Source organism: Streptomyces sp. NPDC043896 (genome assembly GCF_056435605.1).
Map to the genome: position 1 here is coordinate 403,932 of NZ_JBWKEE010000003.1, position 21,939 is coordinate 425,870.

Here is a 21,939-nt window from a genome sequence, read left to right on the forward strand (position 1 = left end):
GTGGAAGGGACACGAGTTGGACGCCCGAGGAAGTGACTCCGGACCGATTCCTTGACCTGAAGTTTGGTTGAGGTTTTAGCGTGGAGTCATGGACATGGAAATCACCGCCTGGCACTCGCTGCACAGCGCGATCAACGCCCAGCAGGACCGCCGCCCGTTCTCCCGGGCGAGCCTGCGCCGGATCGCCTCCTTCGCCCGCCCGCACCGGCGCGGGCTCACCCTCTTCCTGCTGCTCAGCGTGGTGGGCGCGCTGCTGGCGGTGGCCACCCCGCTGCTGGCCAGCCGGATCGTGGACACCATCGTCGGGCAGGGGGACGAGGGCGGGGTCGTCCGGCTCGCCCTGCTCATCGCGGTGATCGCGGTGGCGGAGGCCGGGCTGGGCCTGCTGACCCGCAAACTGTCCGCCACCCTCGGCGAGGGGCTGATCCTCGACCTGCGCCGGGCCGTCTTCGACCACGTCCAGCGGATGCCGGTCGCCTTCTTCACCCGGACCCGGACGGGCGCGCTGGTCAGCCGGCTCAACAACGACGTGATCGGCGCGCAGCGGGCCTTCAGCAACACCCTCTCCGGGGTGGTGTCCAACGTGGTGACCCTGCTGCTGACGCTGGGCGTGATGCTCACCATCTCCTGGCAGATCACCCTGCTCGCGCTGGTGCTGCTGCCGGTGTTCGTCCTGCCGGCCCGGCGGATGGGCTCCCGGATGGCGGGGATGCAGCGGGAGGCCTCGGCCCTGAACGCGGCGATGGGCACGCAGATGACGGAACGCTTCTCCGCCCCGGGCGCGACCCTCGTCAAGCTGTTCGGGCGGCCCTCGGACGAGTCCGCCGAGTTCGCGGCCCGCGCGGCCCGGGTCCGGGACATCGGGATCCGTACGGCGATGGCCCAGTCGGCCTTCATCACCGCCCTCACCCTGGTCTCCGCCCTGGCGCTCGCCCTGGTCTACGGCCTGGGCGGCTGGTTCGCCCTGCGCGGCACCCTGGAGGCCGGCTCGGTCGTCGCCCTGGCGCTGCTGCTGACCCGGCTGTACGCCCCGCTGACCGCGCTGGCCGGGGCCCGCGTCGAGGTGATGAGCGCCATGGTCAGCTTCGAGCGGGTCTTCGAGATCCTCGACCTCGAACCGCTGATCGCCCAGAAGCCGGACGCCGTCGAGGTGCCCGCGGGCCCGGTGTCGGTGGAGTTCGACGGGGTCTCCTTCGGCTACCCCTCCCCCGACAAGGTCTCGCTCGCCTCCCTGGAGGAGGTGGCCGTCCTCGACGCCCGGGGCGGCGCCCAGGTGCTCCACGACGTCTCCTTCCGGGCCGAACCCGGCCAGATGGTCGCCCTCGTCGGCTCCTCCGGCGCCGGCAAGTCGACCATCGCGCAGCTGCTGCCGCGCCTGTACGACGCCGACGCGGGCGCGGTCCGCCTGGGCGGTGTCGACGTACGGGACCTCACGGCCGACTCGATCCGCGACACCCTCGGCATGGTCACCCAGGACGGGCACCTCTTCCACGAGTCCGTACGGTCCAACCTGCTGCTGGCCCGGCCCGGGGCGTCCGAGGACGAACTGTGGGACGCCCTGCGCCGCTCCCGCCTGGACGGGCTGGTCGCCTCCCTCCCGGACGGCCTGGACACCGTCGTCGGCGAGCGCGGCTACCGGCTGTCGGGCGGGGAGCGGCAGCGGCTGACCATCGCCCGGCTGCTGCTGGCCCGCCAGCGGGTGGTGATCCTCGACGAGGCCACCGCCCACCTGGACTCCACCTCGGAGGCGGCCGTGCAGGAGGCGCTGGCGGAGGCCCTGGACGGCCGGACCGCCGTGGTGATCGCCCACCGGCTGTCCACGGTCCAGGCCGCCGACCTGATCCTGGTGGTCGAGGGCGGCCGGATCGTGGAGCGCGGCACGCACCCCGAACTGCTCGCGGCGGGCGGCCGCTACGCCGAGCTGTACCGGACCCAGTTCGCCACGCGCGGCGACGACGTGGCAGTCCCGCCGGGGCCCGCGGCCGGGTCACTCGTCCGTGCGCACGGTCCGGCGGCCCGGCCCTGAGGAGCCCCGGGGCGGCGGTGCCCCCGGAGCCCCGGCGCACGCGCCCGGTCAGGGGGCCAGTACGTCCAGTTCCTCCAGGGCGCCGAGGGCGATCCGGCGGGTCAGGGCTTCGGCGGCCGCCGCGTCGCCCTCCCGGACCGCCTCGGCGACCCGCACGTGGAGGGTGACGGCGGCCGGGTCGGGGTCGTGGAACATCACGGCGTGCTCGGTGCGGCCGGTGAGGACCTCGGCGACGACATCCCCGAGGCGGGCGAACATCTCGTTGCCGGAAGCCTCCAGCACCGTGCGGTGGAAGGCGATGTCGTGGTGGAGGTAGCCCTCCAGCTGGTGGCCGCGGGAGGTGCGGACCATGCCGAGGGCGGCCCCGGTGAGCCGCTCGCACTGTTCCGGGGTGGCGTGGGCGGCCGCGAGTCCGGCGGCGACGGGTTCGACGGCGGAGCGCAGGACGGTCAGCGAGCGCAGCTGGCGGGGGCGGTCGGCGCCCGCGAGGCGCCAGCGGATGACGCGCGGGTCGTAGACGTTCCACTCCTCGGCGGGGCGGACGGTGACCCCGACCCGGCGGCGGGACTCGACGAGCTGCATCGACTCCAGGACGCGGACCACCTCCCGGACCACGGTGCGGGAGGCGTCGAAACGCCCGGCGATCCCGTCCGTGCGCAGGACACTGCCGGGCGGGTACTCGCCCGCCGTGATCGCGAGCCCGAGGGTGTCCAGCACCTGGGAGTGGAGTCCTGAGCCGGAACCGCCGGGACTGCCCGGACTGCCTTCGGTGGTCATGGCGTAAGCGTACGGTGACACCCCGGACGTCAAAAGATGTGACGTTTCGGCCTCCGACCCTTGAATAAGTACTACTTAATGCGCTTCAGTGGTGCCCCAGCAGACGAGGACAGCGAGGTACGACGTGGGCTCCCAGCGCGTCATCGTGGTGATGGGCGTCGCCGGCACGGGCAAGACGACCGTGGGCCGACTGCTCGCGGAGGCACTCGGCCTCCCGTACGCGGAAGGGGACGCCTTCCACCCGGCCGCCAACGTGGCCAAGATGTCGGCCGGCACCCCGCTGGACGACGCCGACCGCCGGCCCTGGCTGGACGCCATCGGCGAGTGGATCCGCGACCGGGCCGGACAGGGCGGCGGCGTGATCGCCGCGTCCTGCCTCAAGCGCGCCTACCGCGACCGCCTGCGCGCGGCCGCCCCGGACGCCGTGTTCGTCCACCTCACCGGGGAACGGCCGCTCGTCGAGCAGCGGATGGCGGCCCGCACGGGCCACTTCATGCCCGCCTCCCTGCTGGACTCCCAGTTCACCGCGCTCGAACCGCTGCACTCCGGCGAACGCGGGACCGCCGTCTCCATCGCCGGCACGCCCGAGGAAATCACCGAACGGGCGCTGGACGCCCTCCGAGCGTTCGAGAGCCGAGGAACCTCATCGTGACCGGTCTCAGCGCGGAGACTCTGGCGGCGGCCGCCCCCGGACCCATCACCTCGGCGGGCGACGCCCAGCTGGGCATCGCCGTCCTCGCGGGCATCGCCGTCATCGTCCTGCTCATCACCCGTCTGAAGATGCACGCCTTCCTGGCCCTGACGGTCGGTTCGCTCGCCCTCGGCTCCCTCGCCGGCGCCCCGCCGGCCAAGACGATCGCCAGTTTCACCGCGGGCCTCGGCTCCACCGTCGCGGGCGTCGGCGTCCTCATCGCCCTCGGCGCGGTCCTCGGCAGGCTCCTGGCCGACTCGGGCGGGGCGGACGAGATCGTCGACACGATCCTCGCCCGCGCGCGGGGCCGGGCCATGCCCTGGGCGATGGTGCTCATCGCCTCGGTGATCGGGCTTCCGCTCTTCTTCGAGGTCGGCATCGTGCTGCTGATCCCGGTGGTGCTGCTCGTCGCCCGGCGCGGCCGCTACTCCCTGATGCGGATCGGCGTGCCCGCGCTGGCCGGCCTGTCCGTGATGCACGGGCTGATCCCGCCGCACCCCGGACCTCTGGTCGCCATCGACGCGCTCCGCGCCGACCTGGGCCTCACCCTCGCCCTCGGGGTGCTCGTGGCGATACCGACGGTGGTGATCGCCGGGCCGCTGTTCTCCCGGTACGCCGCGCGCTGGGTCGACGTCCCGGTGCCGGAAGACATGGTCCCCGAGCGTCCGGCGGCGGAGCCCGCACACCGCCCCCGGTTCGGGGCGACGGTCTTCACGGTGCTGCTCCCGGTGGCGCTGATGCTGGTCAAGGCCCTGGTCGACATCGTCGTCGACGACCCCGCGAGCGGCGTGCAGAAGGCCGCGGACGTCATCGGATCCCCGCTGATCGCCCTCCTCACGGCCGTCCTGACCGGGATGTTCACCCTCGGCCGGGCCGCCGGGTTCACCCGGGAGCGGCTGTCGTCCACGGTGGAGAAGTCCCTCGCCCCGATCGCGGGGATCCTGCTGATCGTGGGCGCGGGCGGCGGCTTCAAGCAGACGCTGATCGACGCGGGCGTGGGCCGGATGGTCCTGGACCTCTCCGAGGACTGGGCCGTCCCGGCCCTGTTGCTGGCCTGGCTGATCGCGGTCGCCATCCGGCTGGCCACCGGCTCGGCCACGGTCGCCACCATCTCGGCTGCCGGCCTGGTGGCGCCCCTGGCCGCGGGCTCGTCCAGCACGGAGACCGCGCTGCTGGTGCTGGCGATCGGAGCGGGCTCGCTCTTCTTCAGCCATGTCAACGACGCCGGGTTCTGGCTGGTCAAGGAGTACTTCGGGCTGAGCGTCGGGCAGACCCTGAAGACCTGGTCGGTGATGGAGACGATCATCTCGGTGGTCGGCCTGGGCTTCGTCCTGCTGCTGTCACTCCTCCTCTGACCGCGCCGGGCCCGGCCGGGGCCGGCGGCGCCGGGGCTGCGGGCCCTCCAGCTGGGCCGCCGCGAGGGCGAGGCCTTCGGCGGCGCGGGCGCAGCGGTCGGCGAGGGCGGCGACCTCGGCGCGGAACACGTCGGCCTCGCGGCCGTGCCACTCCAGGGCCGCCGCCCCCGCCCGGAGTCTCCTGGCGTGGGAGCGCAGCGCGGCGGAGTGGGTGCGCAGCCCCTCCGACGGGGCGGGCCGGCTGAGCAGGGGGCAGTCGCTCACGGGTTCCTCCGGGAGGCCGGGGCGGTTCCGGGGAGCGGGAGGGGCCCGCCCGGCCCGGGGCCGCGGGAACAGAAGGCCCGCAGGGCGGCGCCGAGGCCCAGCAGGGGTTCGGCGGTGACGGCGCGGCCGGTGGCCACCTGCCAGCCCGCGTGGTCGTTGAAGGGGTTCTCGTCGGTGAGGGCGTGCCAGGCGAGGACGTCCGCGAAGACCGGGGTCAGCAGGGCGAAGGCCTGCCCGGCGCCCCGCTCGCGCAGCAGCGCCCGGAAGGCGCGGGCCGCGTCGGCCTGGCGGTCCTCCGCGACGGCGCGCAGCACGGCGGCGCAGCCCGGGTCGGCGAGCAGTTCGGGGCGGCCCGCGGCGGCGGCACGGATCCGGCCCTTCAGCCCGCAGACGGCGGTGCTGACGGCGAGGCTCTCCCGGCCGCGCAGGATCCCGGCGAGCCATCCGGCCCGGGCGAGCCCGCGGCCGCGCGGGGCCCAGCCGAGCCCGGCGGGGTCGGTGAGGGTGCGCAGCAGGGTCCGCCAGGCGCGGCGGCGGCTGCCGCCCCGCCCGGTGAGCGCTCCCGCCGTGAGGCGGGGGCCGAGGGCGAGCCCGGAGGCGTAGCGGGCGGCCTCGCCGACGGCGTCGGCGGCCTCGGCGAGGTCCCGGCACAGGGCGTCGAGCGTGGCGGCGTCCGGTTCGGTGGCCAGGGCGGTCGCGGCGTCGGGCATGGGTTCCTCGCGGGTGCTGCGTGCGGTGATTTCGGGATCACCGTACGTCCGCCCCGTCGGCGGCGCGCGCGGGAGCGGGGCCGAACGCGGCGTCGCGGAAGGCGGTGCGCAGCGGGCCGGCGGCGGCCGTCACGGGGCCGGGGACGAGCAGGGCCCAGCGGTCCCGGCGGGGTGCGATCCACACGCCCGGGCCGCCGCCGGACGGGGGGTGGTGGGTCCAGACCCCGGCGGGTGCGGGGTGCCAGAGGAGGCCGCGCGAGGGGGTGAGTTCGCCGGTGCGGATCCGCAGGGACTCGGCGGTCCAGGCGCGGGTGATGGGCCGGTCGGCGGTGGAGAGCAGGTGGCGCAGGAACCGGACGAGGTCGGCCGGGGTGGTGTGCAGGGTGTCTTCGGCGAGGCGGGTGCGGGCCATGCCGAGGGGCTGCCAGACGGCCGTGCGGGCGAGGTCGGCCAGCGGGGTGCCGGCGAGGTGTTCGGCGAGGCGGGTGAGGGCGGTGAGCGCGGGCCGGGCGGAGGGGCCGTCGCCGCGGGTGAGCAGGTGGTGGGCGGTGGTGCCGGCGGGCAGCCCCGCCGAGGCGGTCTTCCCGTAGGCGGTGAGCGGGGTGTGCAGGGTGAGCTCGCCGCGGGCGACGAGGCCGCCGATGACGGGCCAGAGCGCGAGCACCGCCGCGAGGGGGCCGGCGTCGAGCGGGGTGTCCCAGCCGTCGGGGGTGGCGGGGTCCGGGGCCGGGCCGGGGTGGGCGGCGTGGACGGCGTCCGCAGAGCCCACCGCCCAGAGCGCGGCCGGGTCGGCGGCGCGCATGAGTGCCTCGATGTGCGGCGTCATGGTCGGCCACGCTACGTCGCCCCGCCCGGCGGTCCGGGCACGTCCGCCGGGGAGTCCGGGCGGAGCCGCCGTCCGCCACCCGATTGCCGGGCGGCGGACGGCGGCCGGGCGGCGGACGGCGGACGGGGGCCGGCCGTCTAGCTCTTGTCGGGGCGGTCGGTCACCCGGAGGGTGTTGACCAGGGGCTTGCCGGAGCCGTTGTGCGTGACGAAGCGGAGGTTGAGCACCCCGTCCGTGACCTTGACGGTGTAGGTCCTGGTCAGGGCGGTGTAGGTGCCCGCCTCCAGGGAGATGTCGAGGGAGGGCAGGATCTGGGCGCCTTCGGCGAGGACGTCGAAGACGCGCTTGTCGGGCCGGGTGTGGGAGAGCTCGGCGAATCCGAGCTCCACGGTGTAGGTGCCGCTCGGGACGTTGTCGAAGCGGTACTCGTACATGCCCTCGCGGGCGCTGCGGAAGAGCCGCTGGTCGTCGGTGCCGGCGATGGTGCGGCCGGTGGAGTGGACGGCGGAGTTGCCCTGGTGGCCGTACGAGCCGGGGGTGTACTTGCGGTCCGGGGACCACGAGTCGCCGGCCGCGTCCGTGCCGGCGCGGTCGGAGCCGGCGTCCACGGCGGTCTGGTAGCGCGGGACGACGATGGTGACGGGGACGGTGAGCACGGGGGTGCGGCCGCTGCCCGAGGTGATCCGCAGGCCGGTGCTCAGCACCGTGCCCGGGGCCAGTCCGGCGGTGTCGGCGGTCAGGGCCAGCGCGGTTTTGCCGCCGGTGGGCAGGTTCCCCCCGGCCGGGGTCACGGTCAGCCAGGACGCGTCCTCGGCGGCCGTGTAGGCGGTGGTGAGGCCGGGGTTGGTGAGGTCCAGGGTGCGGGTGCGGCTCTGTCCGGCGGGGAGGACCAGTTCCACGGCCGGCGCGGCGGCGGTGACCCGGCCGGTGCGCAGGGACCGTTCGACGGTGGTGACGTCGGCCGGTTTGACGTCCGCGGTGGTGGTGGCGGTCTCGTACGCGGGGGCGGCCAGGGTGACCGTACGGGCGCCCGAGGGGCTCTGGACGACGTACCCGCCGTCGGCGGCGGTGGTGGCGGAGACGGCCGATTCGCCGCTGCCGACGGTCACGGTGGCGCCGGGGACCCCGCCCCCGTCGTTGGCGTCGAGGACCCGGCCGGTGACGACGCCGCTGCGGGTGGTGCGGAAGGCGAGCGACAGGCCGTCGGTGATGACGGGGGTGTTGAAGGAGTACCGGAAGGCGTCGGTGCCGGTGGCGTTCTCCACGCCGACGGTGGCGGTCGAGCCGCCCTTGATGCCGGTGCCGCCCGTCCCCTTGTAGGAGTAGGTGACGGTGCCGTCCTCGCCGATGGCCGCCGAGAAGGAGAAGGTGTCGGCCTGCGCGGACCAGTGGGCGACCTTGCGCCACTCGATCACGTAGCTGCGGTGCGGGGCGGTGCCGGTGACGGCGGTGAAGACGCCCGATCCGCTGTCGGCGGCGCCGACGACGAGGTCGTCCCAGAAGGGGTAGAGGGCCGCGTTGGGGGTGGCGGCGCTCGGGATGTCGCCGTTGACGTCGCCGGTGTGGTTGCCGCCGAGGCTGACGGTGCCGTTGGTGCCGATCCAGGCCTGGGCGTACGTCTTCCCGTACAGCGGCAGGGGGAAGGGCAGGTCGACGCGCTCGGTGGTGTTGTCGCCGGTCAGGGCGAGCCTGCGCTCGCCGGCGGCGTACGGGCGGCCGCCGTCGGCGGTGCAGGCGTAGCCGTAGCCGTCGGTGCGTTCGGGGAGGCCGATCGTGACGGCGGTGTCGCCCGTGACGGTGGCCTTGACGGTGCCGGCGGTGAGGCAGCGGGCGGGGTGGGCGGCGTTCACGTCGTAGGTGCCGTGCGGCAGGGTGACCTCGAAGCGGCCCTGCGCGTCGGTGGTGGCGGTCACGGGGGTGTCCGCGACGGTGACGGCCGCCCCGGCGGCGGGGCCGGCGGGCGAGGTGACGGTGCCGGTGAGTGTGGCACTGGCCGCCCGGGTGAGGGTGAGGTCCGCGGTGGCGGTGGCCTGTTCGGTGACGGTCGCCGTCGTGGCGTGCTGTCCGTAGCCGAACTTCGAGGCCGTGAGCTCGTACGCGCCGACGGACAGGACGCCGAACCGGTAGGTGCCGTCGGCGGCCGTGGTGGCGGTCCGGTCGATCGGTCCGTGCGCGGTCACCCTGGCGCCCGCGACGGGCTCGCCGCCGTCGCCGCGGACCGTGCCGGCGAGCGCGCCGACCGCTCCGCGCGGAGCGGCGGTGACCGCGGCGAGGGCGTCGAGCCGGCCTTCGCCGAAGACGTTGTTGTCGGCGGGGGCGCCGCCGCACTGGCCGTTGTCGGTGTCCTGGGCCGTGCCGTCCAGCAGGGACTCCGTCTGCGCGACGTCGCCGGCGAGGGAGGGCGCGGCCGACCACAGCAGGGCCACGGTGGCGGCGGTGTGCGGTGAGGCCATGGAGGTGCCGGAGAAGGACGCGTACTCGCCGCCGGGAACGGAGGAGCGCACGTTCACGCCGGGGGCGGCGATGTTCGGTTTGACGATGCCGCCGGGGCCGGCTCCGCGCGAGGAGAAGGAGGCGATGGCGCCGTCGCTGCCGAAGGCGCCGGAGCTGTAGGAGCCCGCGTAGTCGCCGGGCGATCCGCTGGTTCCGCAGCCGGGGCCGGCGTTCCCGTTGGAGAAGGCGGGGAAGATGCCGGCGGCGCGCCACGTGTCGACGACCTGCCGGTACCAGTCGTCGTGTGCCGAGCTGCCCCAGGAGTTGTTGACGACGTGCGGGGCGAGGTCGGGGCGGGGGTTACGGCCGTCGAGGTCGGTCGGGGCGACGATCCACTGTCCGGAGGCGAGGAGGGAGGCCTCGGAGCAGGAGTTGGACTCGCAGCCCTTGGCTGCGATCCAGGTGGCGCCGGGGGCGACGCCGGTCTTGTTGGCCCCGCCGTCGTCGCCGACCATCGTGCCCATGGTGTGGGTGCCGTGGTCGTTGTTGTCGCAGGGCGCGGCGCCGGCGCAGACGCCCGCCGGGTCGAACCAGTTGTGGTTGTGGTCGTAGCCGCCGTCCGGCTTCCTGCCCCGGTACTTGTCCGTGAGGGCGGGGTGGGTGTGGTCGACGCCGCTGTCGATGTTGGCGACGACGATGCCCTCGCCGCGCACGCCGAGCCGCTCCCAGACCTGGGGGGCCTTGATGCGGTCGACGTTCCATTCGACGGCGTCGGCGGAGGTCTTCTCCCTGACTCCCTCGGCCGGTTTGGCGAGGGTGACCTTGTCGTCGGCGTCGATCCGGGCGACCTCGGGGCGTTCGGCCAGGGCGCCGGCGAGTTTGCGGCTGCCGACGACGCGGACCGCGTTGACGATCCAGTACGAGGTGTACTCCGCGCCGGCTCCGTCCAGGGCCTTGAGGACCCCGGCCTGGGTGCGGGCGGCGTGGTCCTTCTTGGTGCGCAGTACCGTCTCGGCCTTGGCGGCGCGGGTCTGCTGTTTCCCCGCGGCGGTCAGGTCGGCGGCGCTGTCGAGGTAGACCCAGAAGACGGCCTTGCCGGCGTCGTCGAACTGGGCCCGGAGGGCGGGTTCGAGCTTGCGCTCGGCCGGGGAGGGCGCGGGGCCGGGGCCGGGCTCCGGGGCGGCGGCGGCGAGGCCGGCGCCGGCCGGCAGGAGCAGGGCCGCGCCGAGAGCGGCGAGCGCCGCGCGTAAGGACCGTGGGGACCGTCGTCGGTTGCGTTGTGGCACGTGTCGTCTCCTCTTGCGCCGTGTACGGCGCGTGCGGATCGTGCGGGAAGGTCGTGCGTGACGTGCGCGGGTCATGCTGTGGGAGGTGCCATGTGCATTACAAGAGGGCCTCGCGAGCCATGGAACGGGCCGTTCCGGACGCCGGTTCCCCGGCGGACCCGGACCGTGCCCCGGCGGATCCAGCCCCGGCCCGGTGGCCTTCCGGGCCCGCCCGGGTCAGCCTGGGGAGATGAGCGCGACACCCGGCGACCCCGTGCCCGAGCCCGGCCCGTCACCGGCCTCCGGGCCACGACCCGCGCCCGGCGCGGAGCCGGGGGTCGCCCTCGGCTCCGCGCAGGGGCGCTGGATCGTCGTCGCCACCGTGCTCGGGTCCGCGATGGCCCTGCTGGACTCGACCGTGGTCAACGTGGCGCTGCCGCGCATCGGACGGGACCTCGGCGCCGACCTGGCCGTGCTCCAGTGGACGGTGAACGCCTACCTGCTGACCCTGGCCGGGCTGATCCTGGTGGGCGGGGCGCTCGGCGACCGGTTCGGGCGGCGCCGGATCTTCGTGCTCGGGGTGGTGTGGTTCGCGGCGGGCTCCCTGCTGTGCGGGCTCGCGCCGAACGCCGGGGTCCTGATCGCCGCCCGCGCCCTCCAGGGCATCGGCGGCGCGCTGCTGACCCCCGGGTCGCTCGCGCTGATCCAGGGGTCGATCCGCGACGGCGACCGGGCCCGCGCGGTGGGGCTGTGGTCGGGCTTCGGCGGGGTCGGCGCGGCCGTGGGGCCGTTCCTCGGCGGGTGGCTGGTGGACGGGCCGGGCTGGCGGTGGGTGTTCCTCCTGAACGTGCCGGTGGCCGCGCTGTGCGTGCCGGTGGCCCTGAAGCACGTACCGGAGTCGCGGGATCCGCAGGCGAGCGGACGTTTCGACGTGCTCGGCGCGGTGCTCGGCGCGGCCGCGCTGGCCCTGCTGACGTACGCGCTGATCGAGGCCCGGTCCGCGGCGGCGCCGGTCATCGCGGCGGCGGTGGGCGGGCTGGTGCTGGCCGGGCTGTTCGTCCGCGTCGAGCGGCACCGGCCGGACCCCATGGTCCCGCCCGACATCTTCTCCTCCCGGCAGTTCACCGCCGTCAACCTCGTCACCCTGTTCGTGTACGCGGCCTTCGGCGGCTTCTTCTTCCTCGTGGTGCTCCAGCTCCAGGTGGTCTCCGGGTACTCCGCCCTGGCCGCCGGGGCCGCCCTGCTGCCCACCACCGTCCTGATGCTGCTGCTGTCCTCGCGGGCGGGGGCGCTCGGGGAGCGGATCGGACCCCGGCTGCCGCTCACCGTGGGGCCGCTGCTGTGCGCGGCCGGGACCCTGCTCACGCTGCGCGTGGGCCCGGACGCCTCGTACCCACGGGACGTGCTGCCGGCCATGGTGGTGATGGGGGCGGGCATGACCGTCCTGGTGGCCCCCCTGACCGCGACCGTCCTGGCCTCGGTGCCCGCCGCCCGGGCCGGCCTCGCCAGCGGCATCAACAACGCCGCCGCGCGGGCCGCCGGGCTGCTCGCGGTGGCGGCGCTGCCGCTGCTGGCCGGGATGGGCCCGGAGGCGTACCTGTCGGCCGGGGCCTTCGACGCGGCGTTCGGGCGGGCCGTGCCCTGGTGCGCCGGGGCCCTGGTGGCGGGAGCCGTCACGGCCTGGGTGACCGTACGCTCCCCCGCGCCCGGGGTCTGCCATCCCGAGTGCCGCACGCACTGCGCCATCGGCGCCCCGCCGCTCGAACACCCCTCGGAACCGGACACCGGGAAGGACCCGCGCTGACCGCGGGAGGACCGGCGTGTGCTGGAGCGCGGCGGCGGACCTGACGGCGGGCACGGCCGTGGCCGCCGTCGGGGTGGCGTGCCTGGCCCGGGTGCGGCGGGCCCGCGACCTGCCCGTGGCCGCGCTCCCCCTGCTGCTCGGCGCGCACCAGCTGGTCGAGGCGGCCGTCTGGGACGCGGGCGGCGGCTGCGGCCCGGCCACCACCGCGTGGGCGGTGATCGCACTGCCGGTGCTCCCGCTGTGGGTGCCGTTCGGGGTGCTGCTCGCCGCCGCGCCCGGGGTCCGGCGGCGGCTGCGCCTGCCGGCCGCGGCGGGACTCGCCACGGCCGCGGTGCTGGCGTACTGCCTGGCCACGCGGCCGGTGACCGCTGCGATCCGGGGCCGGGCGATCGGCTACGGGGTGGACGTCCCCTGGGCCCCGCTGGTCCTGGCCGGCTACGTGTACGCCACCCTGGGCGCCCTGCTGCTGGCCGGGGACCGGCCGCTGCGGCTGCTGGGGGCCGTGCTGGCCGCCGGGGCGGTGCTCTGCGCGGCCCTGTGGCGGCTGGAGTTCGCCTCGACCTGGTGTGCCTTCGCCGCGGTGGCCTCGGTGCTGGTGCTCGGCTGGGTGCGGCGCCCGGACGGCGGCCCCGCCTACTGGTTCTGGCCGCCCAGGACGAAGAGCAGGTAGACGAAGAAGGCGAAGAGGTGGCCGACGAACAGGTAGGCGACCAGCCTGATGATCAGACTGCGCGGGAACTTGGACTCGAAGCGCTCGCGGATGGTCGGCGCCGCCGCCTGCTCCGCCGTCTTCTCTGCGGTGGTGGGCATCTGCTCTCCTCGGGACGGGGACACGGGCTGGGACTCGGACACGGACTCGGACACGGACTCGGACACCGGCTCTGACACGGACTCGGACACGGCTGCGGCTCCCCCTAGGGCTGGTGCGTGGTCTTGGCGCCGAGGCACAGCCCGGCGAGGCTGCTCTGCAGCAGGGTGTGGACGAACAGCAGCTCGCACCCGCCCGGCCCGGCCGCGCCGATCCGGTGCGGGGTCAGCGAGTCGAAGTGCGCGCCGTCCCCCGGCTCCAGCAGGTGCTCGGTCTCCCCCAGGTGCAGCCGCAGCCGCCCGCCGAGCACGTACAGCCACTCCTCCCCGGGATGTACGCGGACCAGTTCCCCCTGGCTGCGCCCCTGCGGGACGTGCACGCGCAGCGCCTGCATCCCCCGCCCCGGGCTCCCGGCCTGCCAGTACGTCCACCCGTCGGCCTCGCGGGCGCCCGGACCGCCGGCCCGTACGATGGGATCGGCGACGGCCGTCGCTTCGCCGAGCAGTTCGGAGACGGTCGTACCGTAGGTGCGGGCGAGTCCGAGCAGCAGCGGCAGCGACGGCTGGCGCCGTCCGGTCTCCAGCCGGGACAGGTGCGCGGGCGAGAGCCTGGCCCGCGCGGCGGCCGCCTCCAGCGTGAGCCCGGCGCGCCGGCGCAGCTCGCGCAGCTGTGGGGCGACGGCGGGCAGCTCGTCGGCGAGGGCGCCGTCGGGGCCCTCGCCGCCGGTGCCGTCCGGGGCCTCGGAACCGGGGGCCGGGGGCGTACGGGGCGTTCGGGGCGTCATACCCCGATTGAGCCAGAGCCTTGCCTTTCTGGCAATCTCCCTTGCCTCTGAGGCAAAGCCCACCGTCTCCCGGGCCCCCCACCGTCTCCCGGGCCCCGCTCAGCCGTCCCGGCGCCCCTGTTCCAGCACCGTGGCCACCGTGTCGGCCTCGCCCGCCGCCTTGTCCGGGCGGTGCCGCAGCACGCGGGCGAAGCGCAGCGCCACCCCGGCCGGGTAGCGCGGGGAGCGCTGGAGGCCGTCGTAGGCGATCTCGACCACCAGCTCGGGCCGGACCCGAACGGTGAAACCGTCGTCCTCCACCGCCAGCTCGCGCAGCCGCGCGGTCTGCCAGCGCAGCATCTCGTCCGTCAGCCCCTTGAAGGTCTTGCCGAGCATGGCGTACGTGCCGTCCTCCGCCCGCGCGCCCAGGTGCAGGTTGGACAGCGTTCCGGTGCGGCGGCCGTGACCCCACTCGGCGGCGAGCACCACCAGGTCGAGGGTGTGGACGGGCTTCACCTTGAGCCACTGCTTCCCGCGCCGCCCCGCCGCGTAGGGCGAATCGAGGGCCTTCACCATGACCCCCTCGTGGCCCCGGCGCAGGGTTTCCGTCCAGAATTCCCCGGCCTCGGCCGCCTGCGCGCCGGCGTCCTCCACCACCAGCCGCCGGACCCGGGCGGCCCCGTGAACCAGCCCGGCCAGGGCCGCGTACCGCTCGCGGACCGGCAGGTCGAGCAGCACCTCGTCCCCGAGGGCCAGGACGTCGAAGAAGTACGCGGTCACCGGGAGGGCCCGGCGGGCCGCCGCCACGTCGACCCGGGAGCCGACCCGGCTCGCGATCTCCTGGAAGGGCACCGGACGCCCGTCCGCACCCCGCCCGATGACCTCCCCGTCGAGGACGAACCGCTCGCCGGGCAGGCTCCGGGCCAGTTCGGCCACCTCCGGCAGCCGGCCGGTGATCTCGTCGAGGGAGCGGGTGTGGATCCGGACCTCGTCCCCGTCGCGGTGCACCTGGACGCGGATCCCGTCGAGCTTCTCCTCCACCGCGCAGGGGGCGAGCGCCGCCAGGGCGTCGGCGAGGGAGGCCGCGGTCCCGGCCAGCATCGGCTGTACGGGCTGCCCGATGCGCAGGGTGATCCCGCGCAGCGCCGCGGCTCCCTCGGCCAGCACCGCCGCCGCCACCCGGGGCAGGGAGCCGTCCAGCATCACGGCCCGGCGCAGCTCCGCGGCGGGTACCCCGGCGGCCGCGGCGGCCCCCTCCAGGGCGACGGCGTCCAGCGCGCCCTGGCGCACCTCCCCGGACAGCAGGCTGCGCAGGAACCGCTGTTCGCCCTCGGTGGCCGCTCCCAGCAGGCCGGCCACGATCCGGCGGCGTTCGGCCTGCGCCCCCGGCCCCGCCACGGCGGCCAGCGCGGTCACGGCGGCGTCGACGGCGGCCACGGTCAGCGTCGGCTCCGGCGCGGGGGCGGCGTCCTGGGCGAGGGCGCGCCAGCCGACGCCGGGCCGGCCCTGCGGGAGCCGCCCGGAGAGGTAGGCGATGACCAGGCCGGCCTCCTCGGCGGGGGCGGCCGCGAAGAGCTCCGCCAGCAGGGCGGTCTTCCGCGACCGGGCGGAGGTCCCGGCGACCTCCCGGGACACGCGCGCGACCTCGGCCAGCAGCATGCCGTCCATACTCCCCCCGACCGCGCCGCTCCGCAGGCCGGCCCGCCGGCCCGGCGCCGGACCCGCCGGCGAAGCCCCCGTCGGACCCGCCGGCGCCGGCGTCTACTGCGGACGCGGTACGCCGGGCCGCGCGGGTACTCCTGGAGAAGGGGCGGGGCTCCCCCTGAGGGAGCTCGGGCGAGGCGATCACGGGCTTTAGGGTGCCCGTATGAAGCTACGTCTCCCCCGGCGGCCCCGTGACCGCCTGCTCGCCGGCGCCGCCGCCCTCGCGGTCCTGGCGGGCGCCGGCACCTGGACGGCCGCCGCGTCCGGGGACGGACCGGCGGCCGTGCGCCGCGAGGACCGGTTCCTGGACGTGCCGGGTATGGACGGACCGGGTCCGGGCGCGCCCGCCGCCGGGATCGACACCTCCTTCTTCACCGTCGGCGACCCCGCGGTGAAGCGTCCCGCCGTGCTCCTCGGCCACGGCTTCGGCGGCAGCAAGGACGACGTCCGCGCCGAGGCCGAACGCCTCGCCCGTGACGGCTACGCCGTCATGACCTGGTCGGCGCGCGGCTTCGGCCGCTCCGGCGGGAAGATCGGGCTGAACGATCCCGAGCACGAGGTCAAGGACGTCTCCGCGCTCATCGACGCGCTGGCCCGCCGTCCCGAGGTGCGCCTCGACGCGGACGGCGATCCGCGCGTGGGCGTGGCCGGGGCCTCGTACGGCGGGGCCGTGGCGCTGCTGGCCGCCGGGTACGACCGGCGGGTGGACGCGATCGCCCCGCAGATCACGTACTGGAACCTCGCCGACTCCCTCTTCCCCCAGGGCGTGTTCAAGAAGCTCTGGGCCGGGATCTTCTTCACCACCGGCGCGGCGGGCGGGCTCCGGCAGGGTGAGCCCCCGGCGGGCGCCGGCGCCCCGGGACCGGCCGGTGCCGCCGCCGGTGCCGGTGCCGCCGCCAGTGCCGCCGGTGCCGCCGGTGCGCCCGGCTGCGGCCGGTTCGAGCCTCTCCTGTGCGCCATGTACGAGCGCGTCGCGGTGGCGGGCAAGCCCGACGCCGAGGCGCGCGAGCTGCTGGAGCGGCGCAGCCCCTCGGCCGTCGGCGACCGGATCAAGGTGCCGGCGCTGATCGTGCAGGGCCAGGACGACTCCCTCTTCCCGCTGGACCAGGCCGACGCCATGGCGCGGGCCATCGCCGCGAACGGTGCTCCCGTCGCCGTGGACTGGGCGGCCGGCGGGCACGACGGCGGCATGCGCGAGGCCGCCCGGATCGAGGACCGGGTGGCCGCCTGGTTCGACCGCTACCTGAAGGAGGACGCGGCGGCCGACACCGGCCCGGCGTTCCGCGTGTCGCGGTCCGGCGGGTTCGACTCCACCGACGGCCGGCTCACCCTGCGCGGCGCGAGCGGGGAGCGCTACCCCGGGCTCGCCTCCGCCCCGCGCGACTTCGCGCTGGCGGGCCGCGAGCAGACCTTCGCCAACCCCGCGGGCGGGGCGCCGCCCGCGCTGTCCTCGCTGCCCGGGGTGGGCGGACAGCTCGCCTCCCTCGGAACCGGGCTCTCGCTGGACTTCCCCGGCCAGAACGCCCGCTTCGAATCGGAGCCGCTGACGGAGGCGGTACGGGTCACCGGGACGCCGGCCGTCACCCTCAAGGTGAGGTCGACGGCCGCGGACGGCTCGGCCGTGCTGTTCGCCAAGGTCTACGACGTGGGGCCGGACGGCCGGCAGCAGGTGCTGCCCGCCCAGCTGGTCGCACCGGTACGGGTGGCGGACGCCGGGCAGGGCCGGAGCGTGGAGCTGCGGCTCCCGGCGGTCGACCACGCCGTCCAGGCCGGGCACCGGCTGCGGCTGGTGGTCGCGGCCACCGACCTCGGCTACGCTTCCCCGGCCGCGCCGGCCGTGTACACCGTCTCGGCGGAGGGGCCCCTGCGGGTGCCCGTCGCGGACGGGGTGCGGACGGCCGCCGCCGGCCTGCCCGCCTGGACCTGGGCCCTGCCGCTGGGCGCACTGGCGCTGGCGGCGGGGCTGCTCGGGATCCGCGGGACCGGCGGGGGCCGCGCCGGGTCGCGGGCGGGGGCGGCGCGGCCGGATCCCGCGCCGGCCGGCGTACCGCTGGACATCACCGGGCTGACGAAGCGGTACGCGAAGGCGCAGGACCGCTACGCCGTGCGGGACCTGTCGTTCCGGGTGGAGAAGGGCCAGGTGCTGGGCCTGCTCGGACCCAACGGCGCGGGGAAGACCACCACCCTGCGGATGCTGATGGGCCTGATCGCGCCGGACGCCGGCGAGATCCGGGTGTTCGGGCACCCGATCCGCCCCGGGGCGCCGGTGCTGTCGCGGGTCGGGGCGTTCGTCGAGGGCGCCGGCTTCCTGCCGCACCTGACGGGCCGGGCCAACCTGGAGCTGTACTGGCGGGCCACGGGCCGTCCCGCCGAGGACGCGCACATGGCGGAGGCCCTGGAGATCGCCGGGCTCGGCGACGCCCTGGAGCGGGCGGTGCGCACGTACTCGCAGGGCATGCGGCAGCGCCTGGCGATCGCGCAGGCCATGCTGGGGCTGCCGGACCTGCTGATCCTCGACGAGCCGACGAACGGCCTGGACCCGCCGCAGATCCGGGAGATGCGGGACGTGATGATCCGCTACGCCGCCGGCGGGCGGACGGTCATCGTCTCCAGCCACCTGCTGTCGGAGGTCGAGCAGTCCTGCACGCACCTGGTGGTCATGGACCGCGGGCGGCTCGTGCGGGCCGGCGAGGTCTCCGAGATCACCGGCGGCGGGGACACCCTGCTGGTGACGCTGGCGGAGCCGGTCGACGAGGTGATCGTGGACAAGGTCGCCGCGCTGGAGGGCGTGGCCTCCGCGGTCCGCACCGACGAGGGGCTCCTCGTACGGCTCGACGGCGCGACGCCCGCCGCGCTCATCGGTGAACTCGTACGGCTGGAGCTGCCCGTGGCGGCGGTGGGACCGCACCGCCGGCTGGAGGACGCCTTCCTGACCCTGATCGGAGGTACGGCATGAGCGCCGTCGACGGGACCCGTGTGCGGGAGAGCGCGCCCGGCGGTGAGACGGCGCCCGGCTACCGGGCGGGCCGGACGCTGCCGCTGCGCGTGGAGGCGCTGCGGCAGTGGCGCCGGCGGCGGACGCTGGTGATGGGCGGGGTGCTGGCCGCCCTGCCGTTCGTCATGATCATCGCGTTCGCGGTGGGCGGCGGCCCGGACGAGGGGCGCGGCGGTGGCAACGGGCGGATCAGCCTGATCGACACGGCCACGGCGTCCGGCGCGAACTTCGCGGTGACCTGCCTGTTCGTGTCGGCCGGCTTCCTGCTGGTGGTGCCGGTGGCGCTGTTCTGCGGGGACACGGTGGCCTCGGAGGCGAGCTGGTCCTCGCTGCGCTACCTGCTGGCCTCGCCGGTGCCCCGGGCCCGGCTGCTGTGGAGCAAGCTGGTGGTGGCGCTGGGGTTCAGCCTGGCGGCGATCGTGCTGCTCCCGCTGGTGGCGCTGGCGGCGGGCACGGCCGCGTACGGGTGGGGGCCGCTGCGGCTCCCGACGGGCGGGGCCCTGGCGGCCGGTGACTCCCTGCCGCGGCTCGCGCTGGCCGTCGGCTTCGTGTTCGTGTCGCAGCTGGTCACGGCCGGGCTGGCGTTCTGGCTGTCGACGCGGACGGACGCGCCGCTGGGCGCGGTGGGCGGGGCGGTCGGTCTGACCATCGTGGGGAACGTGCTGGACGCGGTGACGGCCCTCGGGTCGTGGCGCGAGTTCCTGCCCGCGCACTGGCAGTTCGCCTGGGCGGACGCCCTTCAGCCGCAGCTGGAGTGGGGCGGGATGGTCAAGGGCGCCGTGGTGTCGGTGTCGTACGCGGTGGTGCTGTTCGCGCTCGCGTTCCGGGGGTTCTCCCGCAAGGACATCACGTCCTGACGGGAGGACCCCCGGGGGTTCAGGCCCCGCCGAGCACGCGTACGGGTGAGCCGTCGAGGAAGGCCAGGACGTCCTCGACGGCTTCGCCGTAGTAGGTGGCGTAGTTGGCCCGTGTGACGTAGCCGAGGTGCGGGGTCGCGAGCAGCCTCGGGGCCGTGCGCAGCGGGTGTTCCGGGGGCAGCGGCTCGGTGTCGAAGACGTCGAGGCCGGCCCCCGCGATGCGGCCCGCGCGCAGGGCGTCGAGCAGTGCGTCCTGGTCGACGATGGCGGCGCGGGAGGTGTTGACCAGGTAGGCGGTCGGGCGCATCAGCGCCAGCTCGGCCGCGCCGATCAGGCCGCGGGTGCGTTCGCCGAGGGCGAGGTGGACGGAGACGAAGTCGCTGTCCGCCAGCAGTGCCTCCTTGGACGGGGCGAGCACCGCCCCTTCCGCCTCGGCGCGTTCCCTGGTGAGGTTGGCGCTCCAGGCCGTGACCCGCATGCCGAAGGCGAGCCCGATCCGGGCGACGCGGCTGCCGGTCTTGCCGAGGCCGAGCAGGCCGAGGGTGCGGCCGTGCAGGTCGGCGCCGACGGTCTGCTGCCAGGGCCCGCCCTCGCGCAGGGCGGTGTTCTCCGTGACGAGCCCGCGCGCCAGGCCGAGCAGCAGGGCCCAGGTCAGCTCGACGGGCGGGGCGGAGGAGCTGGCGGTGCCGCAGACGGTGACGCCGGCGCGGCGGGCGGCGGTGTGGTCGATGACCGAGTTGCGCATGCCGCTGGCGACGAGGAGGCGCAGCCGCGGCAGCCGTTCCAGCAGGCTCGCGGGGAAGGGGACCCGTTCGCGCAGGGTGACGACGATGTCGAAGCCGGCCAGGCGGGCCGCCAGTTCGTCCTCGTCGTCGAGGTGGTCGTCGTACGTGACCACCTCGACGCCCCGGCCGGTGACCGGGGACCAGTCGGCCAGGGTGGTGGCCGCCCGCTGGAAGTCGTCGAGGACGGCGCAGCGCAGCGGGGTGCTCACGCGTGGGCCTGCGCGACCTCGTCGATCTCGGCCAGCAGTTCCGGCTCCAGGGGCCGGTCGGCGACGGCCGCGTTGGCGCGTACCTGCTCGGGCGAGGTGGCGCCGGCGATGACGGAGGAGCAGCCGGGGCGGGCGGAGAGCCAGCCGAGGGCGAGTTCCAGGACGCTGCGGTCGTACTTCCCGGCGATCGCGGCCAGGGCTTCGACGGTGTCGAGGCGTTCCTCGGTGAGGTAGGAGTCGCGGCCTTCGAGGCGGGAGCCGGCCGGGACGGGGGCGCCGCGGCGGATCTTGCCGGTGAGGAGGCCGTTGGCGAGGGGGAAGTAGGGCAGGACGCCGAGGCCGTAGTGGCGGGCGGCGGGGACCAGTTCCCGCTCGGCGGAACGCTGGAGCAGCGACCACTCGTTCTGCGCGGAGACGAAGGGCACGGCGCCGGTCTCGCGGGCGGTGTGGGCGGCTTCGGCGAGCTGCCAGCCGCTGAGGTTGGAGTGCCCGATGTAGCGGATCTTGCCCTCGGTGACGAGCTCGGTGAGCGCGGCGAGGGTTTCGGCGACGGGCGTGGCCGGGTCGGGGCTGTGCAGCTGGTAGAGGTCGATGTGGTCGGTGTCCAGGCGGCGCAGGGACTCCTCGACGGCGCGCCGGATGTAGGCGCGGCCGCCGCGGGCGCCGGCGGCGGGGCCGTATCCCATGTCGACGCCGTCGTAGCCGAACTTGGTGGCGAGGACCACCTGGTCCCGGCGGCCCTTGAGGGCCTGGCCGAGGTGGGTCTCGGAGCCGCCCCGGCCGCCGTAGATGTCGGCGGTGTCGAGGAGGGTGATGCCCGAGTCGAGGGCGGCGTCGACGACGGCGCGGGTGGCCTGGGCGTCGAGGCGCGCGCCGAAGTTGTTGCAGCCCAGGCCGATGGCGGAGACGTTCAGTCCTGAGGTGCCCAGGGGGAGATAGCGCATGCGGGTTCTTCCTCCGTACTCGTGCGGTGGGGCGAGCCGCAGTCTAGACAGACCGGTTGGTTTGTCGCACCGGCCCGCTGCCCGCAGGGCGTGAACAGTGTGTGTCGGCCGCGGCCGCAGAGGGCGTGAAAAGGGGTGGACCGTCCCGCGAGGGGCTGTTTAGGATCGACCCGGCGGCATCGCGTGCCGGTCACCGACCGGGTGAGGCATGGAGGTGCCGTGACTGCCTTTCGGAGGCACTCACCCATGTCGGTCCAGCTGAACCACACGATCATCCACTCCCTCGACAACAAGGCGTCCGCCGCGTTCCTCGCGGACATCCTCGGTCTCGAAGTCGGCCCCGAGTGGGGCCCGTTCGTCCCGGTGTCCACCGCCAACGGCGTGACCCTGGACTTCGCGGCCATCCCGGCCGAGTCGATCACGCCGCAGCACTACGCGTTCCTGATCTCGGAGGAGGAGTTCGACTCCGCCTTCGAGAAGATCCGGGCCGCGGGGGTCGAGTACTTCGCCGACCCGCACCGCAAGCACCCGGGCGAGATCAACCACAACGACGGGGGCCGCGGGGTGTACTTCATCGACCCCGCGGGGCACGCGATGGAGATCATCACCCGCCCGTACGGCGGCTAGCTGTTCTGTCCCGGGAGGTTGTGGACGGGTGATGCAGGTCTCGGCTGAGGGATCTTGAACGGGTGAGGGCCTTCCGGGTTCGGTGTGGATTGCGAC

At 75.3% G+C, this 21,939-nt stretch carries 18 protein-coding genes; 8 read left to right on the top strand and 10 right to left on the bottom strand.

The genetic code is table 11. The features are described from left to right. Positions 1 to 88: 88 nt before the first annotated feature. Positions 89 to 2,026: an ABC transporter ATP-binding protein gene (locus AC069X_RS06465; protein ID WP_478725721.1), complete on the top strand. Its 1,938-nt coding sequence runs from the start codon at positions 89 to 91 to the stop codon at positions 2,024 to 2,026. A 48-nt stretch (positions 2,027 to 2,074) separates the two neighbouring features. Here AC069X_RS06465 and AC069X_RS06470 read toward each other — a convergent pair whose 3' ends face one another. Next, positions 2,075 to 2,803, bottom strand: coding sequence for a FadR/GntR family transcriptional regulator (locus tag AC069X_RS06470; RefSeq protein ID WP_478725723.1), 729 nt, complete (start codon positions 2,801 to 2,803; stop codon positions 2,075 to 2,077). A gap of 151 nt (positions 2,804 to 2,954) precedes the next feature. Here AC069X_RS06470 and AC069X_RS06475 point away from each other — a divergent pair, with 151 nt between their 5' ends. After that, positions 2,955 to 3,455, top strand: a complete 501-nt coding sequence (locus AC069X_RS06475) for a gluconokinase (protein ID WP_478725792.1) — start codon at positions 2,955 to 2,957, stop codon at positions 3,453 to 3,455. Then, the gene (locus tag AC069X_RS06480; protein ID WP_478725724.1) at positions 3,452 to 4,849 is read left to right on the top strand and encodes a GntT/GntP/DsdX family permease; all 1,398 of its coding nucleotides are present in this window, start codon (positions 3,452 to 3,454) and stop codon (positions 4,847 to 4,849) included. The genes AC069X_RS06475 and AC069X_RS06480 overlap by 4 nt, the downstream gene beginning before the upstream one ends. On the opposite strand, the gene AC069X_RS06485 is transcribed toward AC069X_RS06480, so the two are convergent. From AC069X_RS06485 to AC069X_RS06500, 4 genes are all read right to left on the bottom strand, one after another. Further along, positions 4,835 to 5,113 carry a hypothetical protein gene (locus tag AC069X_RS06485; RefSeq protein WP_478725726.1) on the bottom strand — a complete coding sequence of 93 codons (279 nt, stop codon included), beginning with the start codon at positions 5,111 to 5,113 and terminating at the stop codon, positions 4,835 to 4,837. The genes AC069X_RS06480 and AC069X_RS06485 overlap by 15 nt on opposite strands. After that, positions 5,110 to 5,823 (bottom strand): hypothetical protein, encoded by a 714-nt coding sequence (locus tag AC069X_RS06490; protein WP_478725728.1) that lies wholly within the window; start codon positions 5,821 to 5,823, stop codon positions 5,110 to 5,112. The genes AC069X_RS06485 and AC069X_RS06490 overlap by 4 nt, the downstream gene beginning before the upstream one ends. A 37-nt stretch (positions 5,824 to 5,860) precedes the next feature. Next, the gene (locus tag AC069X_RS06495) at positions 5,861 to 6,649 is read right to left on the bottom strand and encodes a serine hydrolase domain-containing protein (protein WP_478725730.1); all 789 of its coding nucleotides are present in this window, start codon (positions 6,647 to 6,649) and stop codon (positions 5,861 to 5,863) included. 137 nt (positions 6,650 to 6,786) lie between these two features. Further along, positions 6,787 to 10,368 carry a S8 family serine peptidase gene (locus tag AC069X_RS06500; protein ID WP_478725731.1) on the bottom strand — a complete coding sequence of 1,194 codons (3,582 nt, stop codon included), beginning with the start codon at positions 10,366 to 10,368 and terminating at the stop codon, positions 6,787 to 6,789. 229 nt (positions 10,369 to 10,597) lie between these two features. Here AC069X_RS06500 and AC069X_RS06505 point away from each other — a divergent pair, with 229 nt between their 5' ends. Both AC069X_RS06505 and AC069X_RS06510 read left to right on the top strand, forming a co-directional pair. After that, positions 10,598 to 12,151, top strand: coding sequence for an MFS transporter (locus tag AC069X_RS06505; protein ID WP_478725733.1), 1,554 nt, complete (start codon positions 10,598 to 10,600; stop codon positions 12,149 to 12,151). A 16-nt stretch (positions 12,152 to 12,167) separates the two neighbouring features. Next, complete coding sequence (locus tag AC069X_RS06510) at positions 12,168 to 12,821, top strand: DUF6629 family protein (protein WP_478725735.1); 654 nt, start codon at positions 12,168 to 12,170, stop codon at positions 12,819 to 12,821. Here the strand turns inward: AC069X_RS06510 and AC069X_RS06515 are convergent. The 3 genes from AC069X_RS06515 to AC069X_RS06525 form a co-directional block, all read right to left on the bottom strand. Next, positions 12,785 to 12,961, bottom strand: a complete 177-nt coding sequence (locus AC069X_RS06515; RefSeq protein WP_478725737.1) for a DUF6126 family protein — start codon at positions 12,959 to 12,961, stop codon at positions 12,785 to 12,787. The two genes, AC069X_RS06510 and AC069X_RS06515, sit on opposite strands and share 37 nt — an antisense overlap. A 104-nt stretch (positions 12,962 to 13,065) precedes the next feature. Next, positions 13,066 to 13,743 (bottom strand): helix-turn-helix domain-containing protein, encoded by a 678-nt coding sequence (locus AC069X_RS06520; RefSeq protein WP_478725739.1) that lies wholly within the window; start codon positions 13,741 to 13,743, stop codon positions 13,066 to 13,068. Positions 13,744 to 13,842: 99 nt separating this feature from the next. Then, on the bottom strand, positions 13,843 to 15,381 hold the full coding sequence (locus AC069X_RS06525; RefSeq protein WP_478725741.1) for an ATP-dependent DNA ligase: 1,539 nt from the start codon (positions 15,379 to 15,381) through the stop codon (positions 13,843 to 13,845). A 208-nt stretch (positions 15,382 to 15,589) separates the two neighbouring features. Between AC069X_RS06525 and AC069X_RS06530 the strand changes: the two genes are divergently transcribed. Beyond that, the gene (locus AC069X_RS06530) at positions 15,590 to 18,382 is read left to right on the top strand and encodes an alpha/beta fold hydrolase (protein ID WP_478725743.1); all 2,793 of its coding nucleotides are present in this window, start codon (positions 15,590 to 15,592) and stop codon (positions 18,380 to 18,382) included. Next, a complete protein-coding gene (locus AC069X_RS06535; protein ID WP_478725745.1) occupies positions 18,379 to 19,278 on the top strand; it encodes an ABC transporter permease in 900 nt (299 codons plus the stop codon). The genes AC069X_RS06530 and AC069X_RS06535 overlap by 4 nt, the downstream gene beginning before the upstream one ends. Before the next feature lie 19 nt (positions 19,279 to 19,297). On the opposite strand, the gene AC069X_RS06540 is transcribed toward AC069X_RS06535, so the two are convergent. Continuing rightward, positions 19,298 to 20,272 carry a D-2-hydroxyacid dehydrogenase family protein gene (locus AC069X_RS06540; protein WP_478725747.1) on the bottom strand — a complete coding sequence of 325 codons (975 nt, stop codon included), beginning with the start codon at positions 20,270 to 20,272 and terminating at the stop codon, positions 19,298 to 19,300. Further along, positions 20,269 to 21,216: an aldo/keto reductase gene (locus AC069X_RS06545; protein WP_478725749.1), complete on the bottom strand. Its 948-nt coding sequence runs from the start codon at positions 21,214 to 21,216 to the stop codon at positions 20,269 to 20,271. Before AC069X_RS06545 ends, AC069X_RS06540 begins: the two co-directional genes overlap by 4 nt. 246 nt (positions 21,217 to 21,462) lie before the next feature. Here AC069X_RS06545 and AC069X_RS06550 point away from each other — a divergent pair, with 246 nt between their 5' ends. Continuing rightward, positions 21,463 to 21,843, top strand: a complete 381-nt coding sequence (locus AC069X_RS06550; protein ID WP_478725751.1) for a VOC family protein — start codon at positions 21,463 to 21,465, stop codon at positions 21,841 to 21,843. Positions 21,844 to 21,939: the final 96 nt, after the last annotated feature.